The sequence below is a fragment of the Rhodococcus aetherivorans genome, assembly GCF_011058165.1.
GTDB classification, from domain to species: domain Bacteria; phylum Actinomycetota; class Actinomycetes; order Mycobacteriales; family Mycobacteriaceae; genus Rhodococcus; species Rhodococcus aetherivorans.
Genome location: NZ_JAALEG010000108.1, coordinates 1 through 17194, shown reverse-complemented (window position 1 = coordinate 17194; position 17194 = coordinate 1). Strand labels below are relative to the sequence as shown.

16 protein-coding genes are annotated in these 17194 nt (G+C 73.1%); 10 read left to right on the top strand and 6 right to left on the bottom strand.

What is annotated here, in order from left to right; all coding sequences use genetic code 11:
* Positions 1-7 precede the first annotated feature (7 nt).
* On the bottom strand, positions 8-493 hold the full coding sequence (locus G6039_RS27015; RefSeq protein WP_164528149.1) for an SRPBCC family protein: 486 nt from the start codon (positions 491-493) through the stop codon (positions 8-10).
* Positions 490-864, bottom strand: coding sequence for an ArsR/SmtB family transcription factor (locus G6039_RS27010; RefSeq protein WP_029546042.1), 375 nt, complete (start codon positions 862-864; stop codon positions 490-492). Before G6039_RS27010 ends, G6039_RS27015 begins: the two co-directional genes overlap by 4 nt.
* A 210-nt stretch (positions 865-1074) precedes the next feature.
* Between G6039_RS27010 and G6039_RS27005 the strand changes: the two genes are divergently transcribed.
* The 4 genes from G6039_RS27005 to G6039_RS26990 are packed head-to-tail and all read left to right on the top strand — an operon-like array spanning position 1075 to position 3884.
* On the top strand, positions 1075-2298 hold the full coding sequence (locus G6039_RS27005) for an alkane 1-monooxygenase (protein WP_043798689.1): 1224 nt from the start codon (positions 1075-1077) through the stop codon (positions 2296-2298).
* Positions 2298-2459: a rubredoxin gene (locus tag G6039_RS27000; protein ID WP_003939211.1), complete on the top strand. Its 162-nt coding sequence runs from the start codon at positions 2298-2300 to the stop codon at positions 2457-2459. Before G6039_RS27005 ends, G6039_RS27000 begins: the two co-directional genes overlap by 1 nt.
* A 1-nt stretch (position 2460) precedes the next feature.
* Positions 2461-2646, top strand: a complete 186-nt coding sequence (locus G6039_RS26995) for a rubredoxin (protein ID WP_006940282.1) — start codon at positions 2461-2463, stop codon at positions 2644-2646.
* Positions 2643-3884, top strand: a complete 1242-nt coding sequence (locus G6039_RS26990; protein WP_029546046.1) for an NAD(P)/FAD-dependent oxidoreductase — start codon at positions 2643-2645, stop codon at positions 3882-3884. The genes G6039_RS26995 and G6039_RS26990 overlap by 4 nt, the downstream gene beginning before the upstream one ends.
* Positions 3885-3892: 8 nt before the next feature.
* On the opposite strand, the gene G6039_RS26985 is transcribed toward G6039_RS26990, so the two are convergent.
* Both G6039_RS26985 and G6039_RS26980 read right to left on the bottom strand, forming a co-directional pair.
* On the bottom strand, positions 3893-4501 hold the full coding sequence (locus tag G6039_RS26985) for a TetR/AcrR family transcriptional regulator (protein WP_006940279.1): 609 nt from the start codon (positions 4499-4501) through the stop codon (positions 3893-3895).
* Between the two features lie 67 nt (positions 4502-4568).
* Complete coding sequence (locus G6039_RS26980) at positions 4569-5750, bottom strand: glycoside hydrolase family 3 N-terminal domain-containing protein (protein WP_006940277.1); 1182 nt, start codon at positions 5748-5750, stop codon at positions 4569-4571.
* A gap of 100 nt (positions 5751-5850) precedes the next feature.
* On the opposite strand from G6039_RS26980, the gene G6039_RS26975 reads away from it, so the two are divergent.
* From G6039_RS26975 to G6039_RS26960, 4 genes are all read left to right on the top strand, one after another.
* Positions 5851-6318 (top strand): universal stress protein, encoded by a 468-nt coding sequence (locus tag G6039_RS26975; protein ID WP_006940275.1) that lies wholly within the window; start codon positions 5851-5853, stop codon positions 6316-6318.
* Between the two features lie 45 nt (positions 6319-6363).
* The gene (locus G6039_RS26970; protein WP_006940273.1) at positions 6364-7446 is read left to right on the top strand and encodes an isochorismate synthase; all 1083 of its coding nucleotides are present in this window, start codon (positions 6364-6366) and stop codon (positions 7444-7446) included.
* A 149-nt stretch (positions 7447-7595) separates the two neighbouring features.
* On the top strand, positions 7596-7769 hold the full coding sequence (locus tag G6039_RS26965; RefSeq protein ID WP_006940271.1) for a DUF2613 domain-containing protein: 174 nt from the start codon (positions 7596-7598) through the stop codon (positions 7767-7769).
* 43 nt (positions 7770-7812) lie between these two features.
* On the top strand, positions 7813-12075 hold the full coding sequence (locus G6039_RS26960) for an alpha-(1->3)-arabinofuranosyltransferase (RefSeq protein WP_420902773.1): 4263 nt from the start codon (positions 7813-7815) through the stop codon (positions 12073-12075).
* Here G6039_RS26960 and G6039_RS26955 read toward each other — a convergent pair.
* Positions 12011-13180, bottom strand: a complete 1170-nt coding sequence (locus tag G6039_RS26955) for an acyltransferase family protein (protein ID WP_029546051.1) — start codon at positions 13178-13180, stop codon at positions 12011-12013. The genes G6039_RS26960 and G6039_RS26955 overlap by 65 nt on opposite strands.
* Before the next feature lie 191 nt (positions 13181-13371).
* On the opposite strand from G6039_RS26955, the gene pgfA reads away from it, so the two are divergent.
* Positions 13372-14592 (top strand): cell envelope lipid trafficking protein PgfA, encoded by a 1221-nt coding sequence (gene pgfA, locus G6039_RS26950; protein ID WP_029546053.1) that lies wholly within the window; start codon positions 13372-13374, stop codon positions 14590-14592.
* A gap of 100 nt (positions 14593-14692) precedes the next feature.
* Here pgfA and G6039_RS26945 read toward each other — a convergent pair whose 3' ends face one another.
* Complete coding sequence (locus tag G6039_RS26945) at positions 14693-15928, bottom strand: polysaccharide biosynthesis protein (protein WP_029546055.1); 1236 nt, start codon at positions 15926-15928, stop codon at positions 14693-14695.
* An 87-nt stretch (positions 15929-16015) separates the two neighbouring features.
* Between G6039_RS26945 and G6039_RS26940 the strand changes: the two genes are divergently transcribed.
* On the top strand, positions 16016-17194 hold a 1179-nt coding region (locus tag G6039_RS26940; RefSeq protein ID WP_164528148.1), incomplete at its 3' end, for an MmpA family trehalose lipid delivery protein.

Here is a 17194-nt window from a genome sequence, read left to right as displayed (position 1 = left end):
GGGATGATCAGCCGGCGTGCAGAGCCTCCATCTGACCGACGGCGAGCCGCAGCCCTTCTTCCATACCCATGCCGGCCAGTTGCTCCATCTGTTCCCGGGACGCGAACGCGGAAAGAATCCGCATCCGGGTGCCGCCGTCGTGCTCGACGAGCTGCATCCGCACCGTGGTGGTCGGCATCTTGAGGTTCGGCGTCCCGTCCTCGTCGGCGAACCCGTCGCTGAATTCCAGGGACTCGGGCGGCGCGACCGCGGTGACGTTCCACCAGCCGCGGTACTTGTCCCCCTCGGGACCGGTCATGAAGTAGGTGACGGTGCCACCCGGGACCAGATCGTGCTGCTCCACGGTCGCCGGGTGGGTCGGCGGTCCCCACCACCGCTCCAGCTGCCGGGGGTCGGCCCACAACTGCCACACCCGTTCGAGCGGTGCGCGGAAGTCGGCGATCAAGGTCAGGGTCAGGCTGTCGAAGTCCTTCTCGACGCTGGTCACGCTCATCGTTGTCGTCCTTTCCTCGGGTCGTTCCGGGCCGGATCCGGTTCCTCGGTGAGCAGGGCCGACATCCGATCCACTCGTTCCCGCCAGGCGCCCTCGAGCTGGTCGAGCACCCGCCGGGCCGTGTCGATCGCGTCCGGGTCGGTGTGCACGAGTTGCTCCCGTCCGCGTCGTTCCTTCCTGACGAGGCCGGCCCGTTCGAGTACCGCCACGTGCTTCTGCACCGCGGCAAAGCTCATGGGATAGGCCTCGGCCAGCCGCGAGACCGACGCCGCGGTCCGCGCGCAGCGATGCAGGATGTCCCGTCGGGTGGCGTCCGCCAGGGCGTGGAACAGCTCGTCCACCGCGTCTTCACGAATCCGATCTACAACCATTTGGTTGTAGATTAGCCGCACAACCCCCGCCTGTAAAGGAGTCGGCGTCGACGGCGGAAACGGACAACCCCGCCGGCGCGACGAGCGTTTTACAAATTACGATATTTTGTCTACCGCTGAGACCAAATGTCCTGTACTGTCCACATCACAGTGAGCTGGCTCATACCGGCTCCTCGAACTGGACGCTTCACGGGACAGGGAGGTCGAACGGTGACGACGTCGGACATCGGGCGGTACGCGCAGGCGCCGGTGGAACAGTGGCGCGATCGCAAGCGGTATCTGTGGCTCATGGGGCTGATCCCGCCCACGGCGATCTTCCTCGCGACCGCACTGATCTGGGGATTCAACCAACTCGGCTGGACCGCGGTCTCGCCGATGTGGTGGTGGATCGGTCCCCTTCTGGTGTACGTGCTGCTGCCGATCCTCGACCGGTTCTTCGGCCCCGACGGGCAGAACCCGCCGGACGAGGTGATGGAGATGCTCGAGAACGACATGTACTACCGGTACTGCACCTACGCCTACATCCCGTTCCAGCTGGCCAGTCTCGTCTTCGCCTGCTACCTGTGGTCGACCGGGAACCTGTCCTGGCTGGGGATCGACGGCGGCCTGGGGCTGATCTCGAAGATCGGTCTGGCGTTCAGCGTCGGCGTGATGGGTGGTGTCGGGATCAACACCGCCCACGAGCTCGGCCACAAGAAGGACGACCTCGAACGGTGGCTGTCGAAGATCACCCTGGCCCAGACCTTTTACGGCCACTTCTACATCGAGCACAACCGCGGCCACCACGTGCGGGTGTCGACCCCGGAGGACCCGGCTTCGGCCCGCTTCGGCGAATCGTTCTGGACGTTCCTGCCGCGCAGCGTGTGGGGCAGCCTGAAGTCCTCGTGGGAACTCGAGAAGACCCGCCTGCAGCGCCTCGGCAAGAGCCCGTGGACCCTGCGTAACGACGTCCTCAACGCGTGGGCGATGTCGGTGGTCCTGTTCGGTGTGCTCGTCGCGGTGTTCGGCCCGGTGATCATCCCGTTCCTGATCCTGCAGGCCGTCTACGGCTTCTCCCTGCTCGAGACGGTGAACTACCTCGAGCACTACGGGCTGCTGCGGCAGAAGACCGCCACCGGCCGGTACGAGCGCTGCACCCCCGCGCACAGCTGGAACTCCGACCACATCGTCACCAACATCTTCCTGTACCACCTGCAGCGGCACAGCGATCACCACGCGAACCCGACCCGCCGCTACCAGACCCTGCGGAGCATGGACGGCGCCCCCAACCTGCCCAGCGGCTACGCGAGCATGATCGGGCTCGCCTACATCCCGCCGCTGTGGCGCAAGGTGATGGACCACCGCGTCGTCGAGCACTACGACGGCGACATCACCCGCGCCAACATCCAGCCGAGCAAGCGCGGCAAGGTCCTCGCCGAGTACGGGGCGCAGTGATGGCCGCCTACGAGTGCCCGGTGTGCAACTACGTCTACGACGAGACCGCAGGCGCGCCCCGCGAGGGTTTCCCCGCCGGCACACCCTGGGACGCGATTCCCGACGACTGGTGCTGCCCCGACTGCGGGGTCCGCGAGAAGATCGACTTCGAAGGACGCTGACATGACCACGAACTACAAGCTCTTCCGTTGCCTGCAGTGCGGATTCGAATACGACGAGGCCGAGGGCTGGCCGGAGGACGGCATCGCCCCCGGCACCCGATGGGACGAGATCCCCGACGACTGGTCCTGCCCGGACTGCGGCGCCGCCAAGTCCGATTTCGAGATGGTCGAGGTCAGCCGGACATGACCGAGACGATCGTCGTCGTCGGCACCGGGGTGGCCGGCGCGACCGCCGCACAGACCCTGCGCAAGGAGGGCTTCGCCGGACGTGTCGTGCTGATCGGCGAGGAGGCCGCGCTGCCCTACCGGCGGCCGGTGCTGTCGAAGGACCTGCTCGCCGGCAGCATCACCGCGGAACGGGCACAGCTCGAACCGGCCGGCTACTGGGCCGACCACGACATCGACCTGCGCACCGAGACCCGCGTCGTCGAACTCGACCCACGGCGTCACCGGCTCCGGCTGTGGGACAACGAGATTCTCGACTACGACGCGGTGATCCTGGCGACGGGCGCCCGTGCCCGCCACCTGGACCACGACGGCGGGGACAGGGTGCTGAGCCTGCGCACGGCCGAGAACGTCGCCCCGCTGCGGGCCGCGATCGAGGCGCACCGTTCGCTCCTCGTCGTCGGCGCCGGCCTGATCGGCTGCGAAGTCGCTTCCACCGCAAGGGAACTGGGAGCCGAGGTCACCGTGCTCGAGAGCGCGCCGTCGCCGCTCGCCCGCATCGTGCCGCCCGCCGTCGCCGAGATGTACGTCGGCCTGCACGCCGAACGCGACGTGCCCGTCCACACCGGCGTCGCGCTGCGCTCCCTCACCGGCGACGACGACGGGGTGCATGCCACCGCCGAGGACGGGCGCGCCTGGACGGCCGGCGCCGCCCTCGTCGCGGTGGGCTCGGTGCCGGACACCGCGCTCGCCCGCGCGGCCGGGCTGACCGTCGGCGACGGCATCGTCGTCGACGAGGCCTACCGCACCTCCGCCGCGGGGGTCTACGCCGCGGGCGACGCGATCGAGCAGCCCAACCCGGTGCTCGGCGGCCGGCACCGCACGGAGAACTGGAACAGCGCACGGGCCCAGGGCATCGCCGCCGCGAAGTCCGTCCTCGGGCAGCCGCTCGGCGCCGCGGAGGTGCCGTGGGGCTGGTCCAACCAGTACGGGCACAACCTGCAGTTCGCCGGCTGGTCCCGCCACGACGACGACTACGTGGTGCGCGGGTCGATCGAGGGCCGGGACTTCACGGCCCTCGCGCTGCGCGGCGACCGGCTGGTGGGGGCGATCGCCCTCGGCCGCCCGAAGGACATCCGCATCGTGCGGCAGCTCGTTGCCGCCGGCGCGGCGGTCGATCGCGGCGCGCTCGCGGACGAGTCCGTCGCACTGGGCGACGTCGCGGGTCGGCGCGCGGCGGCCACGCCGGCATCGCTGTAGCGGGCTGCTCAGCCTTGGTGGTCGGTGCGCTTCTTGCCGGCCAGGCCGCGCCAGGCCAGGTTCTCGAGCAGATCGGCGGCCTTCTCCACGTCGATCTCGCCGCCGGCGATGCGGTCGGCGACGGCCTCACCGGCGCCGACGAGCGCAACCGCCATGATGGCGAAGTCGGTTCCCGGCTCCGGGTCGCGCGTGCTCGATTCGAGCAGGTGCGCGGTGAGCTCGATGAGCCGGTCCCGGCTGCTGCGCACCTGCCCGGCGAACGCCTGCTGGGACATCGCCTGGCGGTAGAGCACCATCCACGAGTTGCGGTGGGCGTCGACGAATCCGAGGAACGACTCGAGCGCCACCCGCAGCTGATCGCGTGGCGTGAGCCCGGGATCACCGGCGGGCGTCAGGGCCTCGACGAACCGCTGCCCCTCCCGGCTGATGCACGCGGCGAACAGTTCGTCCTTCGAGCCGTAGTACAGGTAGAGCATCGGCTTGGAGATCTGGGCCCGGGCCGCGATGGCGTCCATCGAGGTATTGTGAAACCCGTTCTCGGAGAAAACCTCCACGGCGGCGTCCAGCATCTGCTGTTCCCGCACCGCGCGAGGCAGTCGCTTGGTACCGCCGGCCATGTCTCCTCCAAGTCCCGATGCTCCCAGCTCCTTACTCTAGAGTAAGGAGCTGGTTTCCGACGCCGATTCAGCAGTCCAGCGCGCCCTTGGCGCGCGCGACGGTGCGCACCGCGTCGTCCACCCGCGCGGCCGGCAGCGCTCCCGTCGCCACGGCCTGTTCGAGATGGTCGAGCACCCGCGGGACGTCGTCGGTGGTCAGCCACAACGCCTGGTCCACCCCGGCGGCGAGCGCCGCCTGCACCGCTTCGGTGATGTCGTACGTGTCGGTGATGGCCCGCATGCCCGACAGGTCGTCGGTGAAGACCACCCCGTCGAACGGCGGGGCACCGTAACCGGTTCCGGACCGCAGCAACTGCACCGCCTGCGGGCTGATGCTCGCCGGCAGTCCCTCGGTCAGCCCCGGCACGTCGAGGTGCCCGAGCATCACCGCGACCCCGGAATCCACGAGCTCCCGGTACGGCACCAGGTCCACCTGCTGCAGCTGGTCGAGCGGCGGCGCGGTGACCGCACCGGTGTGCGAGTCGCCCGACGCCGAACCGTGGCCCGGGAAGTGCTTGAGCACCGGCAGGATTCCCGCGTCGCGCAGGCCCCGCGCATAGGCGCCGGCGTACTGCACCACCACCTGCGGATCGTCGGAGAAGGAGCGGTCGCCGATCACCGAGTCGTCCGGCTGGCTGCTCACGTCCACGTCCGGCGCGAAGTCGACGGTGACGCCCAGCTCGCGGAGCTCGCGGCCCCGCTCGAGCGCCATCCGGTACGTCTCCTCGACGGTCATCGTCTGCGCCGTCACCCGCGCCGACGGATCGGGACCGAACAGCGCCCCCACGCGCGAGACCCGGCCGCCCTCCTCGTCGATGGTGACCATCAGCGGCAACCGGCTCGCCGCCACCACCTGCGGGATCTCCCGGTTGGCCAGCATCGACACGTCGGTCCAGCTGCCGACGAAGATCCCGCCGATCTGTTCGGACCGCACCGCCTCGAGGGCGTCGGCGGTGCCGGTGACACCGACGTTGAGCAGCTGGGCGAGCCGCTGCCGCACCGTCAGCGACGCGAGCAGCTCGTCGCCGCAGGACGGTGCGGGTGACGCGGTCGCCATCGGGGCGGGCGACGGCGACTGTGCGACGGTCGACGTGGCCTGCGACGTCGCGGCGGCCGTGGGCTCCGGGGTCCGGGGCGCGTCCTGTCCCCCGCACCCGGCGACGGCGAGGACAGCCGCGACCGCGACGGTGAGGGTGTGACGGATCCGCATGGCCACCGACGGTAGCCGACCACCGCCGTGCCTGCCCCGACGACCCACGGCGACGGGTAAAGTGCCCCCCAAGGACCGCCACGACAGCAGGGGACGCGTGATGCCCGCAGATCTCATCCTCATCGCCTACGACGGCTCCGAGAACGCCAAGCGGGCCGTGCGGTATGCGGGGCGATTCCTCGCCTCGTGCCGCGCCGTCGTCGTCACGGCCTGGGAACCGATGGTCCGTCAGGCCGCCCGCATGTCCGGGCTGTCGGGGGTGATGCAGCCGGAGTGGGTACCCGACGAGGAAACCGAGGACGTGGCCCTCACCGACGCGAAGGTGATCAACGCGGAGGGACTCGAACTCGCCCGCTCCGCCGGCCTCGCCGCGGAGGGCCGCACCCTCGAGGTGGTCAGTGCCGTGTGGACCGCGATCGTCGAGGCCGCCGACGAGCTGAACGTCGACATCATCGTCACCGGCACCCGCGGCACCACGGGCCTGCGCTCGCTGCTGCAGTCGTCGGTGGCCGACCACGTGCTGCGCCACAGCCATCGGCCCGTGCTGATCGTCCCCCCGGGGCGCTAGCCGCGGCGCGTACCGGGCGCGGGCGGGGGATATCGTCGACCCACCATGGACGGTTTCCTGCTCTCCCGCGCCGATCGCACCGTGCACACCACCGGGACGCGCCGCCGGTTCACCGACGTCGCCGAGGCCTCTTTCGCGTTGCGCCGCGGCGAGGCCGACCTGATCGTGGGCGCGCTGCCCTTCGATCCCGAGCGCCCCGCCGCGCTGACCCAGCCGGAGACCGCCGACGTGACCGACGCGGCGTGGCAGCCACCGGACGCCCTGCCCGCCCTGCCTGCGGTGCGGATCGCCGCGCAGACCCCGGCGCCGCAGCAGCACGTCGCGCGGGTCGCGGCGCTGCGCGACCGGCTCGGCCGCGGCGAACTCGACAAGGTCGTCGCCGCGCGCTCGGTCACGCTCGTCTCCGAGACGCCCGTCGACCCGCTCGCTCTCGCGGCCCGGATGGCCGAGCGCCACCCCACCGCCCACGTCTACGCGGCGGACCTGAGCGCCGCCGGCGAGCGGTACCGCGGCCACACCCTGGTCGGCGCGACGCCCGAACTGCTGGTCAGCCGCCGCGGCGACGCCGTCACGTGCCGTCCGCTCGCGGGCACCGCCGCCCGCTGCGCCGACCCCGGCGCCGACCGTGAGGCGGGCCGGCAGCTGCTCGCCTCGGCGAAGAACCTCGCCGAGCACGCGTTCGTCATCGACTGGATCCGCTCCCGCCTGACCCCGCTGTGCAGCGAGCTGGAGATCCCGGGCACGCCCGTGCTGACCGCCACGAGCGACGTGTGGCACCTGGCCACCCCGATCACCGCCACCCTGCGCGACCCCCGCACGGACGCCCTGACGCTGGCAGCGGCACTGCACCCGACCCCGGCCGTGGCCGGCACGCCCACCGAGGCCGCACTCGCGGCGATCCGCAGCACGGAGGGCGACCGTCGCTTCTACGGCGGCGCCGTGGGGTGGTGCGACGGGGACGGCGACGGGGACTGGCTGGTGGCGATCCGCTGCGCCGAGCTCAGCGCCGACGGCAGGCGGGCCCTCGCGTGGGGCGGCGGGGGCATCGTCGCGGCGTCCGATCCGCAGGCCGAACTCGACGAGACCACCGCGAAGCTGCGCACGCTGCTCGGCGTGCTCGGCCTCTAGGCCGCCGCGAGTGGAGCAGGCCACAGTCGCACCCGTGCGGGTGATACCTTGACGCGGAGCGCAACGACGCCGGACCGGTTCCGGCACCGTCGCGCACGACGAATGTCGGCTGCACACGGAAGCCGACGACGGACGATGGGGAGATGGGTATGGCGAAGTTCCTGGGCCCGGGCCTGGTCAGCGCGGCGATCGGCGCCGTCCTCGGCGCCGTGGCGGTGTTCGGGGTCACGGCGGCGGTTCAGGAGAACACCCGCCCGGAGGTCGACCGCAGCGGCAACGCCGATTCCTCCCTGCTGAACCAGGTTGAGTACGGCAGCCGCTGACGGCGCCATCCACGCGACGAGTTCACGCACTTCCCACGGCGCGGTGCCCCACCCCGGTGGGGCACCGTCCGCCGACCCCCTCTCCAGGCGGTGGTTGTACGGGGCCGCCGTGGTGTCGCTGCTGTTGGCGTTCGCGCAGGCCCCCGGCCTGATCGTCGCCGACACCAAGTACGACCTGACCCAGAACCCCCTCGGGTTCCTCACCCGCGCCGCCCACCAGTGGAGCAGCCTCGCCCCGCTCGGCCAGGTCCAGAACCAGGCGTACGGCTACTTCTTCCCGCACGGCTCCTTCTTCGCCGTCGGCCAGCTCCTGCACGTCCCCCCGTGGATCACCCAACGGGTGTGGTGGGCGCTGCTGCTGCTCGCCGGGTTCTGGGGCGTGGTGCGGCTCGCCGAGGCGCTCGGCGTCGGCAACCGTGGTTCCCGGCTGATCGCCGCGGCGGCGTTCGCACTCTCGCCCCGCGTGCTGACCACCCTCGGATCCATCTCGTCGGAGACGCTGCCGATGATGCTGGCGCCGTGGGTGCTGCTGCCGCTCGTGCGCTACCTCGACGGCGACCGGGCGCTCCCGCACCGGCGGGGAGCACCGCAGCTCGCCGCGCAGTCCGCCGTCGCGGTGGCCCTCATGGGCGCGATCAACGCCGTCGCCACCGTCGCCGCGTGCCTCGTCGCCGGGCTGTGGTGGATCGCGCACCGCCCGAACCGGCGGTGGTGGCGGTTCACGCTGTGGTGGATCCCGAGTTGCGTCGTCGCGGTGCTGTGGTGGATCGTGCCGCTGCTGCTGCTCGGCCGGGTCAGTCCCCCGTTCCTGGACTACATCGAATCGTCCGGGGTGACGACGCAGTGGACGTCGCTGGCGGAGGTGCTGCGCGGCACCGGCAGCTGGACCCCGTTCGTCTCCCCCGAGCGCATCGCCGGCGCGGTGCTCGTCACCCAGCCCGCGGCGGTCCTCGTCACCGGCCTGCTCGCCGCCGCGGGCCTCGCGGGGCTGGCGATGCGGTCGATGCCCGCCCGGGGGCGGTGGGCGCTGATCCTGTTCGCCGGCATCGCCGGGCTGGCCGCCGGGTACGTCGGTGAACTCGGCTCGCCGATCGCCGAGCAGGTGCGGTTCTTCCTGGATTCGGCCGGCGCCCCGCTGCGCAACGTGCACAAGCTCGAGCCGCTGGTGCGGTTGCCGCTCGTGCTCGGGCTCGCGCACCTGCTGCGCCGGGTGCCGCTGCCCGGCGCGGTGCCGTGGCGGCAGGCCCGGACCGCGTTCGCCCACCCCGAACGCCAGCCCATGGTCGCGTTCACCACCCTGATCCTCGTGGCGCTGACCCTCGCGACATCGCTCGCGTGGACCGGCCGGCTCGCCCCGCGCGGTGCCTACGACGAGGTACCCGGATACTGGCACGAGACCGCCGCGTGGCTCGACGAGCACACCTCGGCCCGCGGGGAACGCGCGCTGATCGTGCCGGGCGCCCCGTTCGGCAGCCAGATCTGGGGCCTGACCCGCGACGAGCCGATCCAGCCGCTCGCGTCGACGCCGTGGGCCTCCCGCGACGCCGTGCCGCTCGTGCCGCCCGGCGCGATCCGGGCCCTGGACGCGGTGCAGCGGCACCTCGCCGACGGCCGGCCCACCCCCGGCCTGGCGGCGACGCTGCGCGGCCAGGGCATCGGCTACGTGGTGATCCGCAACGACCTCGACCCGGAGACGTCGCCGTCGGCGCGGCCGGTGCTCGTGCACCGGGCGATCGAGGGCTCCCCCGGGCTCGTGCGGGTCGCCGAGTTCGGCAACGAGATCACCCGGAACTTCGAGGAGGGCTTCACCGCCGACTCCGACCTGCGACCGGCCTACCGGGCGATCGAGATCTACCGCGTGGACGTGCCCGGCGCGCCGGTCGGCCCGTACGCCGTGGACGCGGCGACCGTTCCCCGCGTCCAGGGCGGTCCCGAGGCTCTGCTGCGGCTCGACGACGCCGAGCCGGGGAACACCGGCCCCGCGCTGCTCGCGGCCGACGCGAGCCGGGCCGGCCTGCCCGTCGGCGACGTCGTCGTCACCGACACCCCCACCGACCGGGAGACCGACTACGGCCAGGTCGACCACCACAGCTCGGCGATCCGCGCCGCCGGCGACCCGCGGCGCACCTACAACCTCGTGCCGGACTACCCGGTGCCGGACACCGACCTCGTGCGCGCCGAGTGGGAGGGCGCGCGGATCAGCGTGTCCAGCTCCGCGTCGGACGCCACCCAGCTCGGCGGCACCTCCGTCGGCAGCGGGCCGGCGGCCACCGTCGACGGCGACCCGACCACCGGCTGGCACAGCAACGGCCTCGAGTCCGCGGTCGGGCAATGGCTGCAGCTCGACCTCGACCGGCCCATCGAGGCCGGGCTGCTCCGGCTGAGCACCAGCCCCGGCGCGATCGGCACGCCGGTGAAATGGCTCGAGGTGACCACCGACCGCGGCAGCACCGCCGTGCGCATCGAGAAGCCCGGCCGGGAACAGACGGTGGCGCTGCCGCTCGGACGGACGACCTGGATCCGGATCACCTCCACCCGCACCGAGGACGGATCCGTGGGCAACCAGTTCGGGTTGACCGAGGTGGCGGTGGACGACTTCACCGACCGGGACAACCCGCGGCCCGTCGACATCCGGCAGCGGATCGTGCTGCCGGACGTCGCCGCCGGGGCCGCCGTGCGGGGCTGGAACCTCGGTCAGGAACTGCCCGGCCGCGGCAGCTGCGTCGACACCCCCGACCGGGTGCGGTGCGCGCGGGGCCTGGCCGTCGCACCCGAGGAGCCGAACGTCGTCACCCGCACCCTGTCGGTGCCCGACGCGACGTCGGTGGCGCCGCAGCCGTGGGTGCGGGGACGGCCCGGCCCGGCGCTCGCCGAGGTCGCCGCGCTGCCGGACCGGGTGGTCGCCCGCGGCGCCGCCGACGTCGTGGACCTGCAGGGCTCCGCGTTCGCCGCCACCGACGGTGATCCGCGGACGACGTGGACGGCGTCGGAGGAGGCGGTGCGGCCCGGGGCACCGCGACCGACCCTCACCCTCGACCTGCCGTCCCCGCAGCTGGTCACCGGCCTCGAGGTGGCGCCGAGCCCGGGACCGCTGCCGGCGCGGCCGACCCGCGTCGCCGTCGACCTCGGCAACGGCCCGCAGGTGCGCGATATCGAATCATCAACAGCGACAATCGATCTCGAACCATACGTCACGGACCGGGTGGTCCTCAGCCTGGTCGGCTGGGACGACGTGTTGGACCAGACCGTGCTCGGCTTCGCCAAGGTCGGCCCGCCGGGACTGGCGGAGGTGACCGTGCTCGGCCCGGACGGGCCGATCGGCCCGCAGGACCCGGTGTACGAGCGGCAGGTCACCGTCGGGTGCGACGCCGGGCCCGTGCTGACCGTCGACGGCCGCACCTACCGGACGTCGGTCACCGCGACCGTCGCGGACCTCGCCGCGGGGGTCGAGGCGCCCGCCACCCTGTGCGACGAGACCGTCGCGCCGCTGCCCGCCGGGCACGTCGACGTCGAGCTGGACCCCGGCCAGGCGTTCACCGTCGGGACGCTACGGCTGCCGGTGGCCGGCGCCGTGAGCCCGCCGTCGCCCGAACCCACCGAGCTCGCCATCGGCACCTGGACGGAGAACCTGCGCGAGCTCGAGGTGCCTGCGGCCGAGCGGGAGCGGATCGTCGTCGTGCCGGAGAGCACCAACGTCGGCTGGGTCGCCACGGCCGCGGACGGCACCGAACTGACGCCCGTGGTGGTCGACGGCTGGCAGCAGGGCTGGGTCGTGCCCGCCGGGGCCGGTGGCACCGTGACGCTCGAGTTCGCCACCGACCGCTGGTACCGCCTCGGCATCTTCGGCGGTCTGCTCCTGCTGCTGCCGCTGTTCGCGCTCGCGGCCTGGCCGCGCCGGCGCCCCGTCGCCGACCCGGGGCCGCCGCCACGGGTGTGGGGCAGCACCACCGTCGGCTTCGCCGGCGTGCTGGCCGTCGCGACCCTCGCGGCCGGGGCGGTGGGCGCGGCGACGACGATCGTCGCGGCGGTGGCGATCGTGGCGGTGGGCGCGCGCTGGGGCCGCGACGTGGCCGCCCGCACGCTCGTCGTCGTGACCGGGGCCGCCACCATGACGGCGATGGCGTTGCTGTCCACCGGGCCGTGGCGAGCGCCGGGCGGCTACGTCGGGCACTCGTTCGCGATCCAGTTCGCCGCGCTGTGCGGGCTCGTCGCGCTGGGGCTCGCGGCGCTGCCGGTCTCGCTCAGGGCGCGGCGGAGTCTGCGACGCGTTCTGCGGTGGTCGCGACGCGGCGCTGGCGGCGCCTGACCTCCCGGCGCACCGGCTCCTCGACGAGCGCGTAGCTGACCGACGCGACGGCGATGCTCAGCACCAGCGTGACCGCGAGCACGAACCAGAAGTCGCCCTGGAACGGGATGAGCCCGAAGACCGGGAAGACGATGGACAGCACCGCCAGGTGCCAGATGAAGATGCCGTACGACCATCGGCCCACGGTCAGCGCCGGCCCGCTCGCCAGGATGCGGTGCTCGGCGCGCGGCGCGAGGACGAGCGGCGCCAGCAACGCGAAACTCATGAGCGCACCGAGGAGGATCTTGCCGTTGTACTGCCACGGCTCGAGCGTCACGAGCCCCTCCGGCCCACCGAGGGACGTGGTGGACAACGCGAATGCGGCCACGGCGATCCCCGCCATGAGCACCCGGTGGGAGGCGAGCCGGTGCACCCAGGTCCGTTCGCCCGACACGAGTTCGGCGAGCAGCATGCCGGCGCCGAACCACGGCAGATAACCCGGCAGCCAGTTGTCGTGGTTGATGTGGCCCGGGGTGGGGACCGGCAGCCACGCCCACACCAGCGACAGCGCGCTCACGGCGAGCAGCAGCGGGACGCGGAACCGGGCCCGGTCGCCGCGCAGCCCGGCGAGCGCCGCGGCGAACAGCGGCAGCAACAGATAGAAGGCCACCTCCACGGACAGGCTCCACATCTGGGTCAGTCCCTCGGTGAGGCTCAGCGGCACGAACACCTGCACCAGGGTCAGGTTCGCCAGCCACAGCCGCCAGCCGCTGCCCGCCCCGGGCAGCAGGAGCAGCACGACGCACACCACCACCCAGTACGCGGGCAGGATGCGGGTGGCCCGCGACAGCAGGTAACGCCCGGCGGGCGGCGCGGCCCCGAGACCACGCGCGGCCGCCGCGTGCGGCCGCCACAACAGGAAGCCCGACAGCGCGAAGAACAGGGCGACGGCCAGGTCGAACCGGCCCCAGATGCGGCCGAGCACCGGATCGTCCACCGCCCCGGTCTGGAACGCCACGTGCGTGATCAGGACACCGACGGCGGCGAATCCGCGCATGCCCTCGAGCGCCGGCAGGAATCCGGAGATCGCGGAAGCCGGGGCGACGGGCGGGGTGGTGCTGGTCATCGAGGACAGTCTGCCCGGTGGGGTCGTGGCGGGGAAGCCGGGATCTCGAGTCCGCGCGGTGGCGCGCGCCGGGCGGCTGCCCTGTTAGTGTCTGGGCTCACGTGGTATTCGCGAGCCGGATGCCAGGCGATCCGTGCAGACCGGCTGCCGGTGGGGGTACTCGATGGAACCGTTGAGTGAGGAGACACAGCATGGCTGAGCGTTCGGGCTCGGGCCGGAAACTGGCATTGGCGTTGGTGGGCCTGGGCGCCTTCCTTATTGTCGCGGCGATACTGATCCCGACCTATACCGTCGGCAAGCTCGCCAAGACGCCGCTGGATCTCGAGGTGACCACGGTCGCCGAGGGCACCGGCGACATCCTCAACGCGCGGGCACTGCTGTCGGGGCGGGCGCAGGTCGACACCGACGTGCCGATCGTGGCGCAGCGGTTCGTCACCGTGGAGGAGCCGTCGGACGCCGACATCATGACCCTGCAGGCCGGCCAGACGGTCCGCCGCCTGGACATGCAGGGTGACACGGGCCTGGTCTCCGCCACCGTCGACCGGGTCACCGTGGACCGGGTCAGCGGCATGCCCGTCACCCAGGAGGAGAACCCGGACGCCGTCAGCACCATCCAGACCTCGGCGACGGCGCCGCCGGCGGAGATCCCGAACCGCGACGGCCTGCAGTACCGCTTCCCGTTCGGCACCGAGCAGAAGTCGTACCCGTACTTCGATCTGAACGCGCGCGAGACGTTCCCGATCGACTACATCGACGAGACCGAGATCAACGGCGTCAAGGTCTACCACTTCCGGCACGAGGTCGGGCCGATCGACCTGTCCACGGTCGATCCGTCGGTGCCGACCTACAAGCTGAGCCTGCCCGCCTCCACGTGGGGCGTCGAGGGCGGCGAGACGCCGGTGACCATGACCCGGTGGTACACCAACGTTCGTGACCTGTGGGTCGAGCCGGAGACCGGCGTCGTCATCAAGGGCCAGGAGCAGCAGTACCAGTACTACGCCCGCGAGGCGAACCGTCCCGAGGTGACGGTGCTGCAGGTGAGCCTGCCGTTCAACGAGGACACCATCGAGTTCCAGGTGGACCAGGCCAAGAACGGCATCGACACCCTCAGCCTCTTCGGTCGCACCGTGCCGATCATCCTCGGCATCCTCGGTCTGATCTCCCTGATCGCCGGCATCGTGCTCGGCCTGCGCGGCGGCAGCGGCCGCACCGGCCGTCCCGTCGCCGCGACGGGCGGCCCGACCGCCCCGGCCGGCCCGGCCCATGCCGCGCCGGGACAGCGCGACTGGACCAGCGACCGCACCGAGGAGATCCCCCGCACGGACGCTCCCCCGCAGCAGCGGGACTGGACCACCGACCAGACGCAGGAGATCCCGCGCACCGACCTGCGCAAGGAACCGCCGCAGCAGTAGTCACGAGCGCCGATGCCCCTCCCCGATCCGCTCGGGGAGGGGCATCGGCGTTTTCGCGGGCGCGCTCGTTCGGCCCGCGGCAACCGAATGTCACACGGGGTCAGTCGGATCGAACAGCTGTCACATTCGGCCCCGCGGGGTGGGCCGCGCGGACCGCCAGCACGGAGACCACCGTGGCGGTGACGGCCGCGACGGCCACGGCGACGAGCACGAACTGCCGGGTGGTGGACGCGACGGTGAGCATGAGGGTGGCCTCCACCGCGAGGCCGGCCCACGCGACGGCGGCGAGATGGGTGCGCTCGCCCGCGATCGCGGACAGCAGTGCCCCCTGCAGCACCGCCAGGCACGCGCCCTGCAGCGCGAACAGCCACAGCAGCGACTGCACCGGGGCGTACGCGTCGCCGACGAGCAGCGGCACCAGCGGCGCACACACGGCCGCCCCGGCGACGAGGACCGCGCCGATCCCGACGAGGACGGCCAGGGCGGACCGGACGGCGGCCGCGGACTGGGCGGGGTTGGCCATCCGCGGGTACAGCACCACCCCGACGGCCTGCGGCAGCCAGAACGCGACCTTCGTCGCGACGGCGCCGAGCGCGTACAGCCCGGCATCCTCCGGGTCGAGCACGGCGCGGGCGAGCAGCAGGTCCAGCGAGGTCAGGGCGATCAGCGCCAGCTGCACCTGGGAGGCGCGCAGTACCGCGGGCACGCCGACCGCCGGGGCGGCACCCGACTCCGGTCCCGCCGGGGAGCTCGACACGAGCGCGGCGGCCCCGGCCGCGACGAACCCGGTGCCGACCGCCCCGGCGAACAGCGCCGCCCCGGGCCCGCCGCCGGCGGCGAGCACCGCGACGGCGGGCACGACCTTCGCCACGCCGGCCGCGGCGAGGACGACACTGAGCGCGCCGAACCGTCCCCGCCCCTGCAGCAGGCCCTGCTCGGCGGCGAGCAGCACCAGCAGCGGCGCGGTGACGAGCGAGCCGAGGGCACCGGCGACGCTGGTGTCGAGGGCCCACGCGACGAGCGGCACGACGGCCAGCGCGACGAACCCGGCGAGGCCGGCGCAGCGGTACCCGAGACGGCGCAGGGACGCGGTGCCGGCACCGAGCACGGTCTCCCGGGCGACGACCGTCTGCAGCGCGAGCGCCGGCACGGCCAGCACCAACTGGGCGGCCAGCAGGCCGGCGAACTCGCCGTACCCCGCGGGGCCGAGCCACTGCGCGGCCGGCAGGTGCAGCAGGTAGGAGGCCAGGTTGGCGGTCATGGCCCCGGCGGTCACCATCGTCATCCCGGCGACGGTGGTTCCGGTGGCCGAGCGCGGCGTCTCAGGTCGCGGCATCGGACCATGGTTGCACGCCGCCGGGTGCGGGCGGCGAGGCACCGGATCCGGACCGGGGTGCCGGGGCGGGCTGGGTATTGTGCGGCCATGCCCAGGCCGGTGTCGCTGCGTCCCGCTGTCCCGGCCCTCTACAGCCTGGCCCTGGCGGTCGTGGTGCTCGGGCCGCTGCTCGTCTCCCCCGGTTACCTGCTGTTGCGCGACGCGGTGAGCACCCCGCGGTCCTTCCTGACGGATTCGGCGCTGGGTCTGACCGACGCCGCGGCGCGGGCGGTGCCGCAGGACGCGTTGCTGGCGACGGCGAGTGCGGTGGTGGACGGCGGTGTGGTGGTGACGGCGCTGCTCACCGGCGCCCTGTGGGCGGCCGGTTGGGGCGGCGCCCGCCTGGTGGCGGTGCTGTTGCCGGCGGCCGGTCTGCCGGCGCGGCTGGTGGCGGCGACGGTGTTCGTGTGGAACCCGTACGTGGCGGAGCGGCTGCTGCAGGGGCACTGGAGCCTGCTGGTGGGCTACGCGGCGCTGCCGTGGACGGTGGTGGCCTCGGTGGCGGTGCGACGGGGCGCCCGCTCCGGGTGGGCGTCGCTGGCGGTGTGCCTGGGCGCGGCGGGGCTGACGCCGACGGGCGCGCTGCTGGCGTCGGTGACGGCGCTGGCCGTGCTGGCCGCCCCGGGCGGGCGGTCCCCACTGCTTCCCCGTCTCGCGGGCGCGGTGGCGCTGGCGACTGCGGTGGCGGCGCCGTGGCTGGTGGCGACGGCCCTCTCCGGCGGTGCGGGCGACGGGTCGGATCCGGCGGGGGTGCGGGCGTTCGCGGCGCGGGCCGAGCCCGCGCTGGGCACGCTCGGCAGCGTGGCGGGGCTCGGGGGCATCTGGAACGCCGACGCGGTGCCCGGTTCGCGGGCGACGGTGTGGGCGCTGGTCGGCACGGCGGCGCTGCTGCTGGTGGTGGCGTGCGGGGTGCCAGCGCTGTGGCGGCGCCGGCGCAACCCGGTGCTGGGGGTGCTGACGGCGCTGGCGGCGGTCGCGGTGCTCGGTCCGGCCCTCGCGGCGACGGGGACGGGGTTGCGGGCCGGAGCGTGGGCGATGGTGCACGTGCCGGGCGCGGGTCTGCTGCGCGACACCCAGAAGTGGGTGGCGTGGGCGGTGCCGCTGTACGCGCTGGCTGCCGCGGCAGGTGTCGGCACGGTGCGCGGGCGGTTCGGCGGCCGGGCAGGCGCCTGGGCCACGGCGGCCGCGCTGACCGTGCTGCTGGCCCTCTCGGCGCACGGGTACGTC

Coding starts and splice junctions, on each gene's coding strand:
- G6039_RS26980 (WP_006940277.1), bottom strand. CDS start 5,750: ATGCGGATCCGTCACACCCTCACCGTCGCGGTCGCGGCTGTCCTCGCC.
- G6039_RS26965 (WP_006940271.1), top strand. CDS start 7,596: ATGGCGAAGTTCCTGGGCCCGGGCCTGGTCAGCGCGGCGATCGGCGCC.
- G6039_RS26970 (WP_006940273.1), top strand. CDS start 6,364: ATGGACGGTTTCCTGCTCTCCCGCGCCGATCGCACCGTGCACACCACC.
- G6039_RS26975 (WP_006940275.1), top strand. CDS start 5,851: ATGCCCGCAGATCTCATCCTCATCGCCTACGACGGCTCCGAGAACGCC.
- G6039_RS26955 (WP_029546051.1), bottom strand. CDS start 13,180: ATGACCAGCACCACCCCGCCCGTCGCCCCGGCTTCCGCGATCTCCGGA.
- G6039_RS27015 (WP_164528149.1), bottom strand. CDS start 493: ATGAGCGTGACCAGCGTCGAGAAGGACTTCGACAGCCTGACCCTGACC.
- G6039_RS26985 (WP_006940279.1), bottom strand. CDS start 4,501: ATGGCCGGCGGTACCAAGCGACTGCCTCGCGCGGTGCGGGAACAGCAG.
- G6039_RS27010 (WP_029546042.1), bottom strand. CDS start 864: ATGGTTGTAGATCGGATTCGTGAAGACGCGGTGGACGAGCTGTTCCAC.
- G6039_RS26995 (WP_006940282.1), top strand. CDS start 2,461: ATGACCACGAACTACAAGCTCTTCCGTTGCCTGCAGTGCGGATTCGAA.
- G6039_RS26945 (WP_029546055.1), bottom strand. CDS start 15,928: ATGCCGCGACCTGAGACGCCGCGCTCGGCCACCGGAACCACCGTCGCC.
- G6039_RS27000 (WP_003939211.1), top strand. CDS start 2,298: ATGGCCGCCTACGAGTGCCCGGTGTGCAACTACGTCTACGACGAGACC.
- G6039_RS26990 (WP_029546046.1), top strand. CDS start 2,643: ATGACCGAGACGATCGTCGTCGTCGGCACCGGGGTGGCCGGCGCGACC.
- pgfA (WP_029546053.1), top strand. CDS start 13,372: ATGGCTGAGCGTTCGGGCTCGGGCCGGAAACTGGCATTGGCGTTGGTG.